Origin of the sequence: Hyphomicrobium sp. (assembly GCF_036833075.1) — a bacterium.
Taxonomy (GTDB): domain Bacteria; phylum Pseudomonadota; class Alphaproteobacteria; order Rhizobiales; family Hyphomicrobiaceae; genus Hyphomicrobium_C.
In genome coordinates, this window is sequence record NZ_DAITQL010000005.1 from 63,474 (window position 1) to 80,729 (window position 17,256).

The window sequence follows — 17,256 nt, forward strand, 5'->3', positions numbered from 1 at the left end:
CCGCTGGCTCTGTTGCGTCTGTTTGTTGCATTGTGGGAGGAAACCTGCCGAAAATAGATCCGGCCGGACCACACCATGAAAGAATAGGGAAACGTCTCATGAAGATCGTCATCGCCCCGGACTCCTTCAAGGAGAACCTGACCTCTCTCGAGGTGGCGAGCGAGCTCGAGACGGGCCTCAGACGTGTCTGGCCGGACGCGGAGTACATCAAGGTGCCGATGGCGGACGGCGGCGAAGGGACGGTGCAGTCCCTGGTCGATGCCACGGGCGGGCGCATCGTCAAATGCGCGGTCACGGGGCCGCTCGGAGAGAAGGTGCTCGCCTCCTACGGGCTGCTCGGCGACGGACACACGGCCGTGATCGAGATGGCGGAAGCCTCCGGCCTGCCGCTCGTGCCGAAGTCCGAGCGCGACCCGCTGCGCGCCACCACTTACGGAACCGGAGAGCTGGTCCTCGACGCGATCAACCGCGGCGTCGACGAGATCATCATCGGGCTCGGCGGCTCCGCCACCAACGACGGCGGCGTCGGCTTCGCGCAGGCGCTCGGCATGCGCTTCATCGATCAGAACGGCGCGCCGATCACGGAGCCGCTCGGCGGCGGACGCCTCGACGAAATTTGCGCGATCGACAGCCGCTGGGTCGAGCCGGGCCTCGCGCGCGTCAAGATCAGCGTGGCCTGCGACGTGACCAACCCGCTGACCGGCGAAACGGGCGCCTCGTTCGTGTACGGCCCGCAGAAGGGCGCGACGCCCGAGATGGTGCTCAAGCTCGACCGCAACCTCGGTCATCTCGCAGCCCTGATGAAACGCGATCTCAATCGCGACATCGTCGAGCGGCCCGGCGCGGGTGCCGGCGGCGGCATGGGCGGGGGCCTCATGGCCTTCACCCAGGCGGAGCTCAAGCGCGGCGTCGAGCTCGTGGTCGCGGCGACGCGCCTCGACGAGCACATGAAGGGCGCCTCGCTCGCCTTTACCGGCGAGGGGCGCGTGGATTTCCAGACCGCCTTCGGCAAGACCCCGTCGGGGGTCGCGGCATCGGCGCATCGCTACGGCGTTCCCGTCATCGCCGTCGGCGGCGGGCTCGCGGACGATGCCAACGGCGTGTTCCAGCACGGCATCGACGCGATCGAAAGCGCGACGCCGAACGCGATGCCGCTCGACGTGGCCATGAAGAAGTCGCGCCAATACCTGCAAGACGCGGCTGAGCGCGTCGCCCGCCTCATCGACATGGGGCGGCACATGGCGATGGGTGGGGGCGCCCCGACCAGCGCGCCTTCCCCCCCTGGCGAGGGGGCCGGGGAGTCCAACGGCTCGGGTCCCGTGCTGCAGCCGATGGCCAAGCGCAACAAGCCGGTGCGCCAGCTCCTGCGCGCCAAGCGGGTCCAGGGGCTCACGCGCGCCGCGGTGGAGCTCGCCCAGCGCCGTCAGCGTCTCGGGCCGACGCCCCCATCGACTTAGGGCACAAAGCAGTCCGTGCCATCCCGAGGGCACGGCTCAAATCCCGCATTTCCTCCGCTCCGTCCTTGACGCGGAGCCCGGGAGCCTCCTTATCTCCCCTTGTCAGCCGGCCGGACGGCCGCTGCCGTCCTCGCGGCGGCAGAGGAAAGTCCGGGCTCCATGGAGACAGGGTGGCGGCTAACGGCCGCCGGGGGCAACCCCAGGGAAAGTGCCACAGAAAACAAACCGCCCGTTCGGCCTCGGCCGGGCGCGGTAAGGGTGAAACGGTGCGGTAAGAGCGCACCGCGCGACTGGTAACAGGAGCGGCACGGCAAACCCCACCCGGAGCAAGACCAAATAGGGGTGGCCGCGTGCGGGGAAACCCGGCACGGAGGCGCGTCTTCACGCCCGTCACCCGGGTTGGTTGCTCGAGGCGCCCAGCAATGGGCGTCCCAGATGAATGGTCGTCCTCGACAGAACCCGGCTTACAGGCCGGCTGGCATCTCTCCTTCTCCTCCCGTCCTGTCACTTTTTGCCTCAGCCTGCCGCTGATGCAGAAACGCCATACTGTTGTTCCAACATGCAATTCTTTACATCTGCAGGCCGCAGCAAACCATCCGCAGCGGCAGGCGTTCCCCCCTCGTCGTGCAACGTGAAGAAGGATGTGAGAGATGAAAGTGATCCTGCCTCTGGCCGCCGCCCTCGTGCTTGGCGCCACGCCGCTTCTGGCCCAGGAGGACTACGTCAAGGAGGGGCCACCACCCGGTCCCGCGCATCATCGCGCGAGCCTCTACGATCGCATCAGCGCCCACTACGGGCCGATGGGTCGTGACGTGAAGGAGGATTTCCGCGATGGGCCCTGCAGGGTCACGCGCGAATGGGAGACCAACGGCGACTATTACGAGCGCATCAAATGCCGCGGCCCGCGCCGCCGCTGATCCTGGCCTCACCGATCGAGACGCCGTGCCGGATCACACCGACATCATCGACGCCGCCCCTTCTTGCAGAGGGGCGGCGTTTTCGCTCTTGGATAGGCTCTACGTATTTTGCCACACGTATCTGGATCCCGGCCGTCCATGCGGCACATGGCTCCGTCATGATGCCGGGATGACGTTCTTTGTTGGATTGCTCCCCTGCCATTATTCAACGTCACCCCCGACGGAGGTCGGGATCCAGATACGCCTCCAACATGAGCGCTACTCAGAGCGGGCGGCCTTTGCCGGTCAGAAGCCACTTGGGGTCGAACCAGCGGTCGGCCGGGCCGTCGTAGGGTAGCCGCGTGATGTCCCAGTGCATGATGAGCGGCGCATAGACGTCCCACACCGGAGGGCCGCCGCCGATAAACACGACGCGGTCCTGGTACTGGGCGAGCACGTCCTCGGGGCGCTCATGGGAGCGGATGGCGCGGATGGTGCGCTCCGCATAGGCGAAGGCAGGCACCGAGGCGATGGTCTTGGGGCCGGCGATCAGGACGTGACCGCGGGTGATCTCGAAGAAGCGCTCCACGTCGGCGCGGAACTCCGGGCGCGGGTCGCCCTCCCAGGGCAACTGGCCGTGGAGACCCAACTGGCCACTGAGCCCGATCGCGCAGATGCAGCGCACGTCCGCCATAGTTTCACCGCGGTCGCCCGCGCTCCTCGAATTCGCATCAGCTCCAATCCCTGGGACTGGTAATCGATCCACAGCCTGTGCTCAAGCCGGCGGCGTTATTTGCGGAGAAACGGAGCCAGCGTCTTCAGGAGCTCTTTCGGGCGCTCGTGCTGGGGAAGATGGTGGCAGCGCTCGAGCACCGCGAGCCGCGCACGCGGCAGGGCCGCGGCGAGCTCCCGTCCGGCGCGCAGGGGCACGATGGGATCCTTCCGGCACCAAACCAGGAGCACGGGCTGCCCGATCGCCTTGTAGCGTTTGGCGATCGCGGCGGAGTCCTTTTCGCTCACGATCGCGCGCGCGGTGGCGAGGAAGGCGCGCGTCGCATCCTGCGCCTCGTAGGGAGCCGCGTAGCCTTTCACGTCCTCCTCGCTCGGGGTGCGGCCGCCCATGGCCTCTTTCAGCAGAAAGCGCACCGCGGGACCCGAGGGCAAGACGGCCGCAACCGTGTCCGCGACGAGCGGCGCCATGACGAGATCGAAACGGCGCGCCGTGGCGCGGGGAAGCGCCGGTGCGCCGATGGCCACGATGCGCCGGATGCGGCCCGTTCCCGCGATCCCCTCTGCGAGCGCCGTGCGGAGCGCGACCGTGCCGCCGAACGAGTGCCCGACAAGCGTCAGATCCGAGAGGTCGCGCTCCAGGATGAAGCGGGCGACGAGGCGCGCCTGATCGTCCGCGGAATAGGCGCCGTCGTCGGGCTTCTCGGAGCGGCCGAAGCCCTTGAGATCGAGCGCAACAACGCGGTGGCCGGCGGCGAGCGCGGGCAGGATGTCGTGCCAGGTGAAGGTGCTTTCGCCAAGCCCGTGCAGCAGGAGCAGGGGCGGGCCCGCACCATGCTCCTCGTAATAGAGGGTCACGGGGGCCTCGCCGGGAGGGGCGAGCGTCACGCGGCGTCCGGGCGTGTCGGGGGCAGGAAGGCCAGCAGCCGGCGTGGCCAAGCTCGGCGCGCCGACCAGGAGCATGCCCGCCAGGGCCAGGCCGATCGCTCGTGACATCTGCCGCCGTCCCCGGTCCCGCCCCCGCTGCGCGCCTGTCTGCATCGCGTGACTATCGGGCGCCGCTGCGGCGGGCGAAAGGCCGGCGCACTGCTTCGTTGCAGGAAAATCAGGGTGCACATGAAAGCCCGTAGAACCTGGCTTTTGCTTCCTGTGAATTCCTTAACGATCCATTGACGCCCATAACAAACCATGGCATCCCATAATAGCCCGACCGCACCGGGCAAGGGCCCGTGGTCGTGGCGCCTGCTTCGAGAGAGGGCCGAAGCACGAGCGACCGCCACGGCCCAGCCCGCGGTCCGGGCAGACGGCGTGTCCCCTCCGGGGACCGCCCGTGAGTTTCAGACAGTCCTGCAAAGCGTTCCTTTGTTGTTTGTCGTTGCGTTGGAGAGCGAGGCTCAAGAAGGGGATGGACCGCTTTGTCTCGACGTTCACCAACAAGATCGACGCCAAAGGACGCGTCTCGATCCCAGCACCTTTCCGCGCCGTGCTCGAGCGCGACGGCTACAGCCAGGGAAGCGTCGGCGGAATCTATTGCTACCCCTCGATCGATGCTCCTGCGGTCGATGCAGGCGGCGAGAGACTTGCGCAAAAGATCGACGGGCTTCTCGCAGGCCTGCCGGACTATTCAGACGAGCGGGACGAGCTCTCTGTCGCACTCTACGGCGACGTCCAGGTTCTCGGCATCGATGGCGACGGGCGTATCGTCCTTCCTGAAGTCCTTCGCCGCCACGCCGATCTTCAGGATCACGTCACATTTGTCGGCCTTGGCGACAAGTTTCAGATGTGGGCGCCTGCCGCGTTCGAGGAACGGCGCGCGCGCGCCCGCGAGAAGGCTCAGGAGCACAGAAAACTTTTCGGCGCGGGGAGCGGCCACCGCGGGGGCGGTGGACCTGAGGGAGCACGGGAATGACGCCCCGGAGCACCGGCGAGGGTCCGGTGGCACGGGACGTGCGGGCACATATTCCCGTGCTCCTCTCGGATCTCGGTTAAATTAGCCGCGGTCTGAACCACGCTACGTGTCGCGAAGTGGCGACTGGAGCAAAACGTGCTCTAAGCTCAACCGATGACCGCGGCCGTTCCTAAGCTATCCTGTTCCCACATCCCCGTCCTCCTGTCGGAGGTGCTAGAGCAACTCCAGCCGGCGGCCGGCGAAACTTACATTGACGGAACGTTCGGCGCGGGCGGCTACACCCGGGCCCTTCTCGAGGCGGCGCCCTGCCGCGTCATAGCGATCGAGCGCGATCCGACGGCCTTTGCCGAGGGCCAGGCGCTCGTTTCCGAATTCAGCGGGCGGCTCACGCTTGTTCCCACCACCTTCAGCGACATGGAGCGCGCCGCGCACGAGGCGGGCGTGGAGCAGGTCGACGGCGTCGTGCTCGACATCGGTGTCTCGTCGATGCAGCTCGACGACCCGGCGCGCGGCTTTTCATTCCTGCGCGACGGGCCGCTCGACATGCGCATGTCGCAATCCGGGCCGTCGGCCGCCGATGTCGTCAACACGGCGGATGAAGAGGATCTGGCAAACATCCTCTATCGCCTCGGCGAGGAGCGACGCTCGCGCGCCATCGCGCGTACCATTGTCAAGGCGCGTGGCGATGCGCCGATCACGACCACAAAGCGGCTCGCAGACATCGTCGAGCGCGTGCTCGGACGGGCGCGCGGCGGCGACAAGCACCCGGCGACACGCACCTTCCAGGCGCTGCGAATCTACGTGAACGACGAGCTCGGCGAGCTCGAACGGGGGCTCGAAGCCGCCGAGCGCCTGCTCAAGCCGGGAGGACGGCTTGCCGTCGTCACCTTCCATTCCCTCGAGGACCGGATGGTCAAGCTGTTCTTCCAGGACCGTTCCGGCAAAACCGCCGGCGCCTCGCGCTACCTGCCGGAGCCCTCTGCCCCAACCCGCACGCCAAGTTTCCGAATTGTTAACACTCGCGGCTTTACACCTAACAAAAAGGAAACGGATGCAAATCCGCGGGCGCGCTCGGCCCGGCTGCGCGTGGGGATCCGGACAGATGCTCCTCCCTGGCACGGCCGTTAACCGGCGGCGCACCGATCCCCGTCGTCTCGTGTCTGTTGCGTTGAGGTCGATCCGATGCACCCGCTTACCGTCTCAGCCGCGTTCCTGGCCATCTCGAGCGCCTTCCTGCTCTACGGACTGAGCTACGATACGCGGCTCATCGAAGCGCGCGTCGCCGCCCAGGAGCGGCTCGCCGAGCGCGCGCGGTCGGACATCTCCGTGCTCAAGGCGGAGCGAGCGCATCTCGCGCGGCCGGACCGCATCGAGCCCCTGGCGCGGGCGCAAGGGCTCGCGCCGGCCACCGATGCACAGATCGGGGATGCCAACGCCGGCCTCCTCACCGGAGCCATCACGCGTTAGACGGAGATTCCGGGGGCTGATATGAGCGGCTTGGCGTGGCGGAAACGGAGGGAGCGCTCCTCGGAGCCCGCATCGTCTCGCGGGCGAGCGCCGCATCGCACAGCCAAGCAGTCGGCCGCGGGTCTCAGGACGCGCCTCGTCATGCTCGGCATGGCCGTGCTCTTCGCGAGCGTAGCGGCCCAGCTCGCGCGCCTCGCGGCCAGCGGCGGGGACGAGATGGTGGCCTCGATCACCGAGCAGGTAGCGCGCACCTATGTGCGACCCGATATCCTCGACCGCGGCGGACGGTTGCTCGCGACCGACATCGAGATGCCCTCGCTCTATGCCGATCCGTCGCTGGTGCAGAGCCTCGACGACACCACGGAGCGCCTCGGCAGCGTGCTCGGCGATCTCGACCAGAACGAGCTGCGCCGCCTGCTGTCGGAGCGCAACCGGCGCTTCATCTGGCTGAAGCGCGGCCTGGCGCCGAAGCTCGCGCAGCAGGTGCACGACCTCGGCCTGCCCGGCCTCGAGTTCCGCACGGAGCTCCGGCGCGCCTATCCCCTCGAGCGGCTCGCAGGCCATGTGCTCGGCTCGGTCAACGCCGACAACAAGGGGACGAGCGGTGTCGAGCGTGCCATCGACGAGACGATCGGGGTCGAGGCGACGCTCGGTGCGCCGGGGAGCGCGGGGCTTCCGGTGCGGCTCTCGCTCGACCTCGGCGTGCAGCACACGCTCAAGGACGAGCTCGAAGCGGCGATGGCGCGCTACGAGGCAAAAGGTGCTGCGGGGCTGGTGATGGACGTCCAGACGGGCGAGATGCTGGCCTCCGTCTCGCTTCCGGGCGTGGACCCGGCCCGGTCGTCGGAGATTCTCGACCCGGCCCGGACCGACAAGATCCAGGGCGGCACCTACGAGCTCGGCTCGGTCTTCAAGATCCTCACCGTCGCCATGGCGCTCGACGGCGGCGCCGCGAAGCCCGACACGGTCCTCGACGTCACCAAGCCGCTCACGGCCGGGCGCTTCACGATCACGGACTCGCATGGTCCGAGGCGCCCGCTCACGGTTTCCGAAATCTTTCTCCACTCCTCGAACGTGGGCTCGGGCATGCTGGCGCTCGCCGAAGGTCCGGAGCGGCAGAGGGCGTTTCTCGAGACCCTCGGGCTCACGCGCGCCATGCGCACGGAGGCGGGGCCGGTGGCAGCGCCCCAGCTCCCGCGCCAGTTCGGGCGTGCGGAGCAGATCACTGTTGCCTACGGGCACGGCATCGCCGTGGCGCCGATCCAGTTCGCGGCGGCGACGGCCGCGATCATCAATGGCGGCACGGCCGTGACGCCGACCTATTTCCGCAATCGGGGAGAGGCGTCCGCAACAGGCACCCGCGTCGTCAGCGAGGCGACGAGCCGCAGCCTGCGCGTGCTCCTCAGGCGCAACGTGGCCGAGAAGGAGGGCACGGGAACGCGCGCGGACGTTCCCGGATACCGCGTCGGCGGCAAGACCGGAACCGCCGAGATGCCCGGGCGCGGCGGCTATCGGGAAAAATCCGTCGTCTCCTCATTCGTCGCCGGCTTCCCGATGGACGCGCCCAAGTACCTCGTGATGGTGCTGATTTTCGAGCCCAAGGGGACGGATGCGTCCGCCGGCGAGATCCTGGCCGGGCGCAACGCGGCGCCGACCACCGGGCGCATCATCACGCGCATTGCGCCCCTGCTCGGGGTCCGGCCCCTGGCCGACGTGGCCCAGATCGCCGATTGATCCTCTCCGGTCTTTCGGGAACCGGATCGAGCGGGCACCTCGCACCGTTTACGCGGACGCAGACGGGACCGCGAACGTGCCTGCAAGGCCTACGCCGGAAACGCTTCGCGCCCCGCCGCGGAGCGTGGGGCGCATTCCATTTCTCTCAAGCCCGGCTGGCTATCCTTTTTAGGCCCGGCTGGCCATGGCGTCGCGGCCGAGGGCGGCAAGGGCGGTTCGCACGATGTCCGGCGCAGCAAGGCCGGCCTTCTCGTACATGCGCGCGGGCGCATCGTGGTCGATGAAGGCGTCGGGCATCGCCAGGGTGCGCACCTTGAGGCCGCGATCGAGCAGCCCGGATTCGGCGAGATGCTGCAGCACGTGGCTGCCGAAGCCGCCGATCGAGCCCTCCTCGATCGTCACCAGGACCTCGTGCTCCTTGGCGAGACGGCCGATCAGATCGCGGTCGAGCGGCTTCATGAAGCGCGCATCGGCAACGGTCGTCGAAAGCCCCATGGCCGCGAGCTGGTCGGCGGCCTTCAATGCCTCGGACAGGCGCGCGCCGAGCGAGAGGATGGCGACGGCGGTCCCTTCCCGGACGATGCGGCCCTTGCCGATCGCGAGCGGCACGCCCTCCTCGGGCCGTTCCAGGCCCATGCCCTCGCCGCGTGGATAGCGGAAGGCTGACGGGCGATCGTCGATGGCGCGCGCGGTCGCGACCATGTGCACGAGTTCGGCCTCGTCGGCCGCCGCCATGATCACGAAGTCCGGCAGGCAGCCGAGATAGGCGAGGTCGAACGAGCCCGCGTGCGTCGGCCCGTCGGCGCCGACGAGGCCGGCGCGGTCGATGGCGAAGCGCACCGGCAGGCGCTGGATCGCGACGTCGTGGACGACCTGATCGTAAGCGCGCTGCAGGAACGTGGAGTAGAGCGCGCAGAAGGGCTTCAGGCCCTCGGTGGCGAGGCCGGCGGCGAAGGTGACGGCGTGCTGCTCGGCGATGCCGACGTCGAACGTGCGCTCGGGGAACTCCCGGCCGAAGAGGTCGAGCCCGGTGCCGTCCGGCATGGCGGCGGTGATGGCGACGATGCGCTTGTCCTTGCGGGCTTCCGCGATCAGGCTGTCGGCAAAGACCCGGGTGAAGGTCGGCGCGTTCTGCTTGGGCTTCATCTGAGCGCCGGTGACGACGTTGAAGCGCGCCACGCCATGATACTTGTCGTCCGATTCCTCGGCCGGCGCGTACCCCTTGCCTTTCTTGGTGACGACGTGGACGAGGATCGGGCCCTGCCGCGTGTCCCGCACGTTCTTCAGAACCGGCAGAAGCTGATCGAGATCGTGCCCGTCGATGGGGCCGACGTAGTAGAAGCCGAGCTCCTCGAACCACATGCCGCCCTGCCAGAGGTGGCGGGTGTATTCCTCCATGCGAGCGGCGCGCCGCTCCCAGCTCTTCGGCAGGCGCTTGGCGAGCTGCTTGGCGAAATCGCGCAGATGCAGGTAGGGGCCGCTCGACGTGACACGGGCGAGATACGACGAGAACGCGCCGGTCGGCGGCGCGATCGACATATCGTTGTCGTTCAGGACGACGATCAGGCGCTCGTCGCGGGCGCCCGCATTGTTGATCGCCTCGTAGGCCATGCCGGCGCTCATGGCGCCGTCGCCAATGACGGCGATGACGTTGTTCTCGGCGCCGTTGAGATCGCGCGCGACCGCCATGCCGAGGCCGGCCGAGATCGATGTCGAGGAATGGGCGGCGCCGAACGGGTCGTATTCGCTCTCGGCGCGCTTGGTGAAACCCGAGAGGCCGCCGCCCTGGCGCAGCGTGCGGATGCGGTCGCGCCGGCCGGTCAGGATCTTGTGCGGGTAGGACTGGTGACCGACGTCCCAGATCAGCCGGTCGCGCGGCGTGTCGAACACCCAGTGCAGCGCCACCGTCAGCTCGACGACGCCGAGGCCCGCGCCCAGATGGCCGCCCGTCACCGAGACGGCCTCGATGGTCTCGAGGCGCAGCTCGTCGGCGATCTGGCGCAGCTCCGATTCAGGGTGCGCGCGCAGATCCTCGGGTGTCTTGATGGTGTCGAGGAGCGGGGTCTTGCTCACGGCGGGGCATCATCCTTCCAACATCGGCGCTCGCGGCGCCGAGCGGACCGGGGCGCGCCTTCCGAGCTTCGGTTGTCCACTTCGCAATCGCGCCGAACGCCCGATCCCTTTCTTCCGGAGCACTTTAGCGCCGAACGTGCGACGGAAGAAGGGCCGAGGCCCGGTAAATCTTCCCGATCCCGATGCGGCACGAAGATTGGCGGCAGTGCCGTCTACTCCGGATCGAGAGGCTCGATGCCCCGCGGGGCACCGTCGGCGCCGACGGTCAGCTTCTCGACGCGGGCCTCGGCCTCTTTCAGCAGGCGGTCGCAGTGCCCGCGCAGGGCCTCGCCGCGCTCGTAGATGGTGATGCTCTCCTCGAGCTCCACGTCGCCGCGCTCGAGCCGGCTCACGATCGTCTCGAGCTCCTTCAGAGCCTTCTCGAAGCTCAGCTCCCCGATGTCGGCGTAGGTCTTGCCCGGCAACTTGCTCATTCCGTCTCGGCCTCGTGATTCTCCGGCCCGACTTTAGAGCTTCAGAGAGGCCGGCGCACGCACTTGTTATTATTATGCAATCAACGGCTTAGCTGCCAAGATCCATGAGGGTCCGGACGTGGACGGCGACCGACTTGGCGAGCGCGTCGAGGTCGTAGCCGCCTTCCAGCATGGAGACGATGCGGCCCCGGCAATGGCGTTCGGCCGCCTTGCCGATCGCCTCCGTCGCCCACATGAAATCGGCCTCGACGAGACGCAGGCCGCCGAGCGGATCATGCTTGTGCGCATCGAAGCCGGCCGAGATCACGATCAGGTCCGGGCCGAAGTTGTGCAACGGACCCAGGATGCGCGACGTGAACGCCTCCCGGAACGCCTCGCCGGCATCGCCCGCGCGCAGCGGCGCGTTCCAGATGTTGCCGACGCCCGTCTCCGACAGGTCGCCGGTGCCGGGGAACAGCGGCATCTGGTGGGTCGAACCGTAGAAGAGGTCCTTGTCGGACCAGAAGATGTCCTGCGTGCCGTTGCCGTGGTGGACGTCGAAATCCACGACCGCGACGCGCTCGGCACCGTGGCGGACACGGGCGTGGTGGGCTGCGATGGCGGCGTTCGAGAACAGGCAGAAGCCCATGGGGCGGTCGGTCTCGGCGTGGTGCCCCGGCGGGCGCACCTGGCAGAACGCGTTGGCGAAGCGGCCCGCCATCACCTCGTCGACCGCATCGAGCCCGGCGCCGACGGCGCGCAGGGCGGCGTCCATGCTGCCGGCCGACATCACCGTATCGCCGTCGAGGTTCATGCCGCCGTTGCGCTTCTTGGCGACCTCGCCCGTCCGCTTGATGCGGTTCAGGTGATCCTCGGGATGCACGCGCAGGATCGCGTCCTCCACGTCGTCGCGCAGCGGCGCCTCGGCGCGAGTCAATGCGTTGTAGCTCTCATGCGCCAGCACCTTGTCGATGGCGCGCATGCGCTCCGGCCGTTCCGGATGGCCGAAGCCCGTGTCGTGGTCGAGGAAATCGGCGTGTGTGATCAGCAGTGTGGCCATGAAGAGATCGGTCTTTGACGCCCCCAGCGAATTTTGTTCCTGCCATGATAGCGGCCGCCAGCGGTCTGGCCAGCGGTATCAAGGCTAACGCGCACAGGAGGACGCGGCGGGAAACAGAGCAGGGGGCGCCCGTTCCGGCCCTGGGTCATGACCTACGCCGGGGCCGCCTCCGGCAGCGCGCCCAGCACGGCTTCGCCACCCGACGTCACCATGGCGGCGAGGCCGGGCGCGGCGACGGAGAGGTTCTCGGCGAAGAACCGCGCCAGAGCGACGGACTCCATGGCGTGCGCCCCGCCTTCCTCCAAGCCCGCAAGGACGCCCTTGGCGAGATAGTGGCCGCCGGCCGCGAGGCCGAAGAGCCGCAAATAAGGCGTCGCGCCGGCGAGCGCGAGGTTGGGGCGGTGCTCCACGGCCTCGGCCATCCAGCCCGTTGCCTCGGTGAATGCCACCACGGTGGACGCAAGGCGCTGGCCCATGCGGCCGATCTCGAGCCGGTTGACCGCCTTCACGCGGCGCGCGACGGTCTCGAACTCGGCGATCAGGTCCTTGATCACCTGGCCGCCGCCCAGCGGCAGCTTGCGCGTCACGAGGTCGATCGCCTGGATGCCGTTGGTGCCCTCGTAGATCGGCAGGATGCGCGCGTCGCGATAGAACTGCGCGGCGCCGGTCTCCTCGATGAATCCCATGCCGCCGTGCACCTGCACGCCCATGGACGCCACCTCGCAGGCGATATCGGTCGAGAACGCCTTGGCGACGGGCGTCAGCAGCGCGGCGCGGTCGCCCGCGGTGCGGCGATCGTGCTCGGTGGCGGCATGGCGCGACCTGTCGATCTCGGCCGCCGTCGCATAGCAGATGGCGCGGGCGGCGCGCGTCAGCGCCCGCATGGAGAGGAGCGTGCGGCGGATGTCGGGATGCTCGGCGATCGGCGCCATGGCGGATGCTTTCGAGCCCACGGTGCGGCCCTGGCGGCGCTCGCACGCGTAGGCCACCGCGTGCTGGGTCGCCCGCTCCGCGACGGCGACGCCCTGGATGCCGACCGCGAGCCGCGCGGCGTTCATCATGACGAACATCGTGTTCAGACCGCGGTTCTCCTCGCCGACCAGCCAGCCGACGGCGCCGTCCTTCTCGCCGAACTTCATGACGGCGGTCGGGCTGCCGTGGATGCCAAGCTTGTGCTCGAGACCGGCGCAAACGACATCGTTCGCTTCGCCGAGGGCGCCGTCGGCGCCGATGAGGCGCTTCGGCACGAGAAAGAGCGAGATGCCGCGCGTGCCTTCCGGCGCATCCGGCAGGCGGGCAAGCACGAGATGGACGATGTTCTCGGTCAGGTCGTGATCGCCGTAGGTGATGAAGATCTTGGTGCCGAACAGGCGATAGGTGCCGTCGGCGGCGCGCTCGGCGCGCGTCCTGATGACGGAGAGGTCGGAGCCCGCCTGCGGCTCGGTGAGGTTCATGGTGCCGGTCCACTCGCCGCTCACCATGCGCGGCAGATAGCGGCGCTTGAGCTCGTCGGCGCCGCCGGTGCAGAGCGCGTCGATGGCGCCTTGCGTCAGGAGCGGGCAGAGACCGAACGACAGGTTCGCCGCGTTCCACATCTCGCAGACCGCCATGGCGAGCGTGCCCGGCAGGTCCTGGCCGCCGAACGCCTCGGGACACGGCAGCGCGTTCCAGCCGGCCGCGCGGAAGGCGTCGTAGGCGGCCTTCCATCCGGGGGGCGTGACGACGCGGCCGTCGATCCAGCGCGAGGGTGTGCGGTCGCCGGTCGCGTTGAGAGGTGCCAGCTCCTCGGACGCGAACCGGCCGGCCTCCTCCAGGATCGCCCGCAGCGTCTCCTCGTCGAGGCCGCGGACGGGGCTCTTATCCATTGCGTCGGAAACGTCGGCTGCCGCCTTGAGCGCGAACAGGATGTCGTCTACTGGAGCCTCGTAGCTCATGGGGTTCCTTTCGAGGGACACGCCCGGACCGGCGCCGCTCGGTGCAATCATCGTGCGGAAGCCCGCCGAGCGCAACGGACCACCCACAGATCATCCAGAATGTCAGTGACAGCGGCGGACAGTGCGGCAATCGAGGAAGCGGGGCAGCTCATCCGTGCGGGCGCGCTCGTCGCGTTCCCGACGGAGACGGTCTACGGGCTCGGCGCCGACGCCACGAACGGACGGGCGGTCGCGGCCATTTTCGAAGCCAAGGGACGGCCGCGCTTCAATCCGCTGATCGTGCATGTTCCGGATCTCGCCGGCGCCGAGCGGATCGGCGTGCTGACGGGCGCCGCGCGCAAGCTCGCAGAGGCGTTCTGGCCGGGCCCTCTGACGCTGGTTGTCAAGCGGCGGCCGGAGGCCGGCATCTCCGATCTGGTGTCGGCGGGCCTCGATACGCTGGCGCTGCGCGTGCCGGCGCATCGCATCGCAGAGGCGCTGCTCCGGGCGGCGGATCGGCCGCTCGCCGCGCCCTCGGCCAATCGCAGCGGGCGCGTCAGCCCGACGTCCGCGGCGCATGTCGCGGACGATCTCGGCGGCGGCGTCGCCATGATCCTCGACGGCGGCCCCACGGCGCACGGGCTCGAGAGCACGGTCGTCGATGCGGCGGACGAAGCCCGCGTGCACCTGCTCCGCCCCGGTGCGGTGCCGCGCGAGGCCATCGCGGCGGTGCTCGGCCGTCCGCTCAGCGATGCGCCGGCGGGCGACACCGCGCATCCCGCTTCTCCCGGGCAGCTCGCGAGCCATTACGCGCCCAACGCGCGGCTGCGCCTCAACGCCCGTGACGTGCGGCCTGGGGAAGCCCTACTGGCGTTCGGCAGCGGCGTCCCGGCGAGCGACGGGCCGCTCATCAACCTCAGCCCGCGCGGCGACCTCGTCGAGGCGGCCGCGGGGCTGTTCGGAGCGCTGCGCGACCTCGACAAGAGTGGTGCGGCGACCATCGCCGTCATGCCGATCCCGGAGCACGGCCTGGGCGAAGCCATCAACGACCGGCTGCGCCGGGCGGCGGCGCCGCGCCCTTCGGACCGATAGGGTCCGAAAGGATCATGGTCCGGGTCTTTGATGGAACCGATGATTCACGCTTCGGACTGATAAGGTCCGAAGCGATCATGGTCCGATCAGCAGCGCGAGGAGCAGTTCATCCGGCAGTTCTGGCGGATGGAGAGGCACTGGGAGGTATTGAGCCCCGAGCACGACATGGTCTGGCAGGCGGATCCGCAGCGGGAGCGGCAATTGGAGGCCGCCGCCGCGTTCGAGCCGGCTCCCGTCGCCGGTCGCTGCACGCCGGGCGACGGCGCAACGCGGGGCTGGCGGATGTCCGGCCGGTCTCCGCCGACGAGCGAGTCTGCGGCGAAGGCCGGCGGGAAAGCCCCCGCAGCGGCACCGGCCATGAAGAGCAGAAGAGCGGCGGCGCAGAGACGAGCAAAGACGCCAGCGCGCGCCATTAACCGCAATTTTTGTAACCGGGATTTTTGCGTCCCGGCGCGAATGCCTGATAATGGCAGTTCAAGGGCGCGATGCCCCGTTCCCGTGTCATATGCCAATAGCAGCCCGTTCATGACCTCGTCCTCCGATCGACCCGCCACGGCGCCCGACGCCCGCCTCATCGCCCGTTTCGCGGCGATCGTGGGCGCCGACCATGCGATCACGGACACGTCCGAGCAAGCTCCGTTCCTCCGCGAGTGGCGCGACCTCTATGTGGGGCGCACGCCCCTGATCGTGAAGCCCGGCTCGACGGAGGAGGTCTCGCGTCTTCTCGCCTTGGCTAACGCCGAGGGGGTCGGTGTGGTGGCGCAGGGCGGCAATACGGGTCTCGTCGGCGGACAGATCCCGAGCGCGGCCGGGACGGAGATCGTATTGTCGCTCGCACGCATGAACCGGATCCGGTCGGTCGATCCGGCCGGCAGCACGATCACGGTCGAAGCAGGCGTCACGCTCGCGGACGCTCAGCATGCGGCGCGCGCGGCGGGGAGGCTGTTCCCGCTGAGCCTCGCCTCGGAAGGCAGTGCCACCATCGGCGGATGCCTTGCGACCAACGCCGGCGGCGTGGCCGTCCTCTCCTACGGCACGGCGCGGGCGCTGACCTCCGGCCTCGAGGTGGTGCTCGCGGACGGCCGCGTCTGGGATGGACTCAAGGCGCTCAAGAAGGACAACACGGGCTACGACCTGCGCGATCTCTTCATCGGCTCCGAGGGCACGCTCGGCATCATCACGGCGGCGACGCTCAGGCTTCATCCGGAGCCTCAGGAACGCGCGACGGCCTTCGCCGCGCTGCCGAACCTCGATGCGCTGCTACCCTTCTTCCGGCTTGCCGAGACGCACGCCGGATCGGCGCTGACCGCGTTCGAGTTCATGAGCGGGCTATTGCTCGCGTTCGTGACGCGGCACATTCCAGGCACGCGTCGGCCGCTCGCGGGCGAGGCGCCGTGGTTCGTGCTCCTCGAAATCTCCGGCCCCCAAGGCAACGCGTCGGCGCTCCGCGACAGCCTGCTCGCGCGCGCGGCGGAGGAGGGCCTCATCACCGACACGGCCGTCGCAGCGTCCCTCCAGCAGGCAGCCGACCTGTGGCGGCTCAGAGAAGCAGCGTCGGAGGCGCAGAAAGGCGAAGGCGGCTCGATCAAGCACGACATCTCGGTGCCGGTATCGCGGATCCTGGACTTCCTCGTCAGCGCAGGCGATGCGGTCGAGCGCATCTGCCCAGGCGCACGCCCCGTGCCGTTCGGGCATTTCGGAGACGGCAACGTGCATTACAACATCTCGCAGCCGCCGGGCATGGCGCGGGAGGCGTTCCTCGCGCTCTGGGACACGATGGCGCGCGCGGTGCACGACGTGGTGGTGTCGCTCGGCGGCTCGATCTCGGCAGAGCACGGCATCGGCCGGCTCAAGCGGGACGAGCTCGTGCGCGTCAAGAGCCCGGTCGAGATCGACCTCATGCGGCGCATCAAAACCGCACTCGATCCCAAGGGGATCTTGAACCCTGGCAAGCTTCTCGAGCTTTAGACGATTGCGAGATCCGCGCCGGGCACCAGGCCAAGCGTTCCACCGTAGGCTGGCGTCGTGGCGAGGCCGCCGCGCTCAGCGGCAGGGGCGGGCCTCGACCTGGCAACTGTAGCTGCCGCCCGAGCCCGAGCAGCTGACCTTCTTGGCGGCGGCCTTGCTGAAGCGGGCCCAGTCGCTGCCGTACTCGAAGTCGGTGAAGCTCTGCCAGGAGGCGATGGCCTCCTTCTGCGCTGCCGCCTTGGTCGATCCGCTGCCGCTGCCGTAATGCCAGTGGTCGATCATGCATATCTTGTTGCCCACGCGCCTCTGCGTATGCATGGCATCGAAGCCCGTCACGTCGGCGGCCGCGATCGTGGCGCCAACGCCTAGACCGAAAATCGCCAAACCCAAGCGAGCAGCGCCGGTCGTCATAGGAAGTCTCCTCTCTTTCCGCTTGCCCTCGTCGACCGGTTCACGGGTCCCATCCCGACGGGGGCGGCCAAAACTCTCACGGGAAGCGCGCCGCA

At 68.7% G+C, this 17,256-nt stretch carries 16 protein-coding genes and 1 other RNA gene; 9 read left to right on the plus strand and 8 right to left on the minus strand.

Translation table 11 applies throughout. From position 1 onward, the window contains the following. Positions 1–98: 98 nt before the first annotated feature. From V7082_RS03095 to V7082_RS03105, 3 genes are all read left to right on the plus strand, one after another. On the plus strand, positions 99–1,457 hold the full coding sequence (locus tag V7082_RS03095) for a glycerate kinase (protein ID WP_334146156.1): 1,359 nt from the start codon (positions 99–101) through the stop codon (positions 1,455–1,457). 102 nt (positions 1,458–1,559) lie between these two features. Then, an RNA gene (gene rnpB, locus V7082_RS03100) (RNase P RNA component class A) lies at positions 1,560–1,940 on the plus strand. A gap of 167 nt (positions 1,941–2,107) precedes the next feature. Beyond that, positions 2,108–2,374, plus strand: a complete 267-nt coding sequence (locus V7082_RS03105; RefSeq protein WP_334146157.1) for a hypothetical protein — start codon at positions 2,108–2,110, stop codon at positions 2,372–2,374. 262 nt (positions 2,375–2,636) lie between these two features. On the opposite strand, the gene V7082_RS03110 is transcribed toward V7082_RS03105, so the two are convergent. Next, on the minus strand, positions 2,637–3,047 hold the full coding sequence (locus tag V7082_RS03110) for a dihydrofolate reductase (protein WP_334146158.1): 411 nt from the start codon (positions 3,045–3,047) through the stop codon (positions 2,637–2,639). A 95-nt stretch (positions 3,048–3,142) separates the two neighbouring features. Further along, positions 3,143–4,078, minus strand: a complete 936-nt coding sequence (locus V7082_RS03115) for an alpha/beta fold hydrolase (RefSeq protein WP_334146159.1) — start codon at positions 4,076–4,078, stop codon at positions 3,143–3,145. A 409-nt stretch (positions 4,079–4,487) separates the two neighbouring features. On the opposite strand from V7082_RS03115, the gene mraZ reads away from it, so the two are divergent. From mraZ to V7082_RS03135, 4 genes are all read left to right on the plus strand, one after another. Further along, the gene (gene mraZ, locus V7082_RS03120) at positions 4,488–4,991 is read left to right on the plus strand and encodes a division/cell wall cluster transcriptional repressor MraZ (RefSeq protein WP_334146160.1); all 504 of its coding nucleotides are present in this window, start codon (positions 4,488–4,490) and stop codon (positions 4,989–4,991) included. A gap of 153 nt (positions 4,992–5,144) precedes the next feature. Continuing rightward, complete coding sequence (rsmH, locus tag V7082_RS03125) at positions 5,145–6,119, plus strand: 16S rRNA (cytosine(1402)-N(4))-methyltransferase RsmH (RefSeq protein WP_334146161.1); 975 nt, start codon at positions 5,145–5,147, stop codon at positions 6,117–6,119. Positions 6,120–6,173: 54 nt separating this feature from the next. Beyond that, positions 6,174–6,458, plus strand: coding sequence for a cell division protein FtsL (ftsL, locus tag V7082_RS03130; protein ID WP_334146162.1), 285 nt, complete (start codon positions 6,174–6,176; stop codon positions 6,456–6,458). Between the two features lie 141 nt (positions 6,459–6,599). Beyond that, entirely contained in the window at positions 6,600–8,192 is a 1,593-nt protein-coding gene (locus V7082_RS03135) for a peptidoglycan D,D-transpeptidase FtsI family protein (protein ID WP_334146163.1), read from the plus strand. A gap of 168 nt (positions 8,193–8,360) precedes the next feature. Here V7082_RS03135 and dxs read toward each other — a convergent pair whose 3' ends face one another. The 4 genes from dxs to V7082_RS03155 form a co-directional block, all read right to left on the minus strand. After that, positions 8,361–10,265, minus strand: a complete 1,905-nt coding sequence (gene dxs, locus V7082_RS03140; protein ID WP_334146164.1) for a 1-deoxy-D-xylulose-5-phosphate synthase — start codon at positions 10,263–10,265, stop codon at positions 8,361–8,363. A gap of 212 nt (positions 10,266–10,477) precedes the next feature. Beyond that, positions 10,478–10,738 (minus strand): exodeoxyribonuclease VII small subunit, encoded by a 261-nt coding sequence (locus V7082_RS03145; protein ID WP_334146165.1) that lies wholly within the window; start codon positions 10,736–10,738, stop codon positions 10,478–10,480. An 88-nt stretch (positions 10,739–10,826) separates the two neighbouring features. Beyond that, positions 10,827–11,777, minus strand: coding sequence for a histone deacetylase family protein (locus V7082_RS03150; RefSeq protein WP_334146166.1), 951 nt, complete (start codon positions 11,775–11,777; stop codon positions 10,827–10,829). A 152-nt stretch (positions 11,778–11,929) separates the two neighbouring features. After that, positions 11,930–13,711, minus strand: coding sequence for an acyl-CoA dehydrogenase (locus V7082_RS03155; RefSeq protein ID WP_334146167.1), 1,782 nt, complete (start codon positions 13,709–13,711; stop codon positions 11,930–11,932). A 99-nt stretch (positions 13,712–13,810) separates the two neighbouring features. Between V7082_RS03155 and V7082_RS03160 the strand changes: the two genes are divergently transcribed. Further along, positions 13,811–14,782, plus strand: a complete 972-nt coding sequence (locus V7082_RS03160) for an L-threonylcarbamoyladenylate synthase (protein WP_334146168.1) — start codon at positions 13,811–13,813, stop codon at positions 14,780–14,782. 86 nt (positions 14,783–14,868) lie between these two features. Here V7082_RS03160 and V7082_RS03165 read toward each other — a convergent pair whose 3' ends face one another. After that, a complete protein-coding gene (locus tag V7082_RS03165; protein ID WP_334146169.1) occupies positions 14,869–15,195 on the minus strand; it encodes a hypothetical protein in 327 nt (108 codons plus the stop codon). A 112-nt stretch (positions 15,196–15,307) separates the two neighbouring features. Between V7082_RS03165 and V7082_RS03170 the strand changes: the two genes are divergently transcribed. After that, on the plus strand, positions 15,308–16,750 hold the full coding sequence (locus V7082_RS03170; RefSeq protein WP_334146170.1) for an FAD-binding oxidoreductase: 1,443 nt from the start codon (positions 15,308–15,310) through the stop codon (positions 16,748–16,750). A gap of 75 nt (positions 16,751–16,825) precedes the next feature. Here the strand turns inward: V7082_RS03170 and V7082_RS03175 are convergent, their stop codons facing one another. Next, the gene (locus V7082_RS03175; protein ID WP_334146171.1) at positions 16,826–17,161 is read right to left on the minus strand and encodes a hypothetical protein; all 336 of its coding nucleotides are present in this window, start codon (positions 17,159–17,161) and stop codon (positions 16,826–16,828) included. Positions 17,162–17,256: the final 95 nt, after the last annotated feature.

What these genes read in the sequence shown, in the direction of transcription:
- V7082_RS03095 (WP_334146156.1), top strand. Translation starts at nt 99, where the DNA reads ATGAAGATCGTCATCGCCCCGGACTCCTTCAAGGAGAACCTGACCTCT.
- V7082_RS03105 (WP_334146157.1), top strand. Translation starts at nt 2,108, where the DNA reads ATGAAAGTGATCCTGCCTCTGGCCGCCGCCCTCGTGCTTGGCGCCACG.
- V7082_RS03110 (WP_334146158.1), bottom strand. Translation starts at nt 3,047, where the DNA reads ATGGCGGACGTGCGCTGCATCTGCGCGATCGGGCTCAGTGGCCAGTTG.
- V7082_RS03115 (WP_334146159.1), bottom strand. Translation starts at nt 4,078, where the DNA reads ATGTCACGAGCGATCGGCCTGGCCCTGGCGGGCATGCTCCTGGTCGGC.
- mraZ (WP_334146160.1), top strand. Translation starts at nt 4,488, where the DNA reads ATGGACCGCTTTGTCTCGACGTTCACCAACAAGATCGACGCCAAAGGA.
- rsmH (WP_334146161.1), top strand. Translation starts at nt 5,145, where the DNA reads ATGACCGCGGCCGTTCCTAAGCTATCCTGTTCCCACATCCCCGTCCTC.
- ftsL (WP_334146162.1), top strand. Translation starts at nt 6,174, where the DNA reads ATGCACCCGCTTACCGTCTCAGCCGCGTTCCTGGCCATCTCGAGCGCC.
- V7082_RS03135 (WP_334146163.1), top strand. Translation starts at nt 6,600, where the DNA reads ATGCTCGGCATGGCCGTGCTCTTCGCGAGCGTAGCGGCCCAGCTCGCG.
- V7082_RS03145 (WP_334146165.1), bottom strand. Translation starts at nt 10,738, where the DNA reads ATGAGCAAGTTGCCGGGCAAGACCTACGCCGACATCGGGGAGCTGAGC.
- V7082_RS03150 (WP_334146166.1), bottom strand. Translation starts at nt 11,777, where the DNA reads ATGGCCACACTGCTGATCACACACGCCGATTTCCTCGACCACGACACG.
- V7082_RS03155 (WP_334146167.1), bottom strand. Translation starts at nt 13,711, where the DNA reads ATGAGCTACGAGGCTCCAGTAGACGACATCCTGTTCGCGCTCAAGGCG.
- V7082_RS03160 (WP_334146168.1), top strand. Translation starts at nt 13,811, where the DNA reads ATGTCAGTGACAGCGGCGGACAGTGCGGCAATCGAGGAAGCGGGGCAG.
- V7082_RS03165 (WP_334146169.1), bottom strand. Translation starts at nt 15,195, where the DNA reads ATGGCGCGCGCTGGCGTCTTTGCTCGTCTCTGCGCCGCCGCTCTTCTG.
- V7082_RS03170 (WP_334146170.1), top strand. Translation starts at nt 15,308, where the DNA reads ATGACCTCGTCCTCCGATCGACCCGCCACGGCGCCCGACGCCCGCCTC.
- V7082_RS03175 (WP_334146171.1), bottom strand. Translation starts at nt 17,161, where the DNA reads ATGACGACCGGCGCTGCTCGCTTGGGTTTGGCGATTTTCGGTCTAGGC.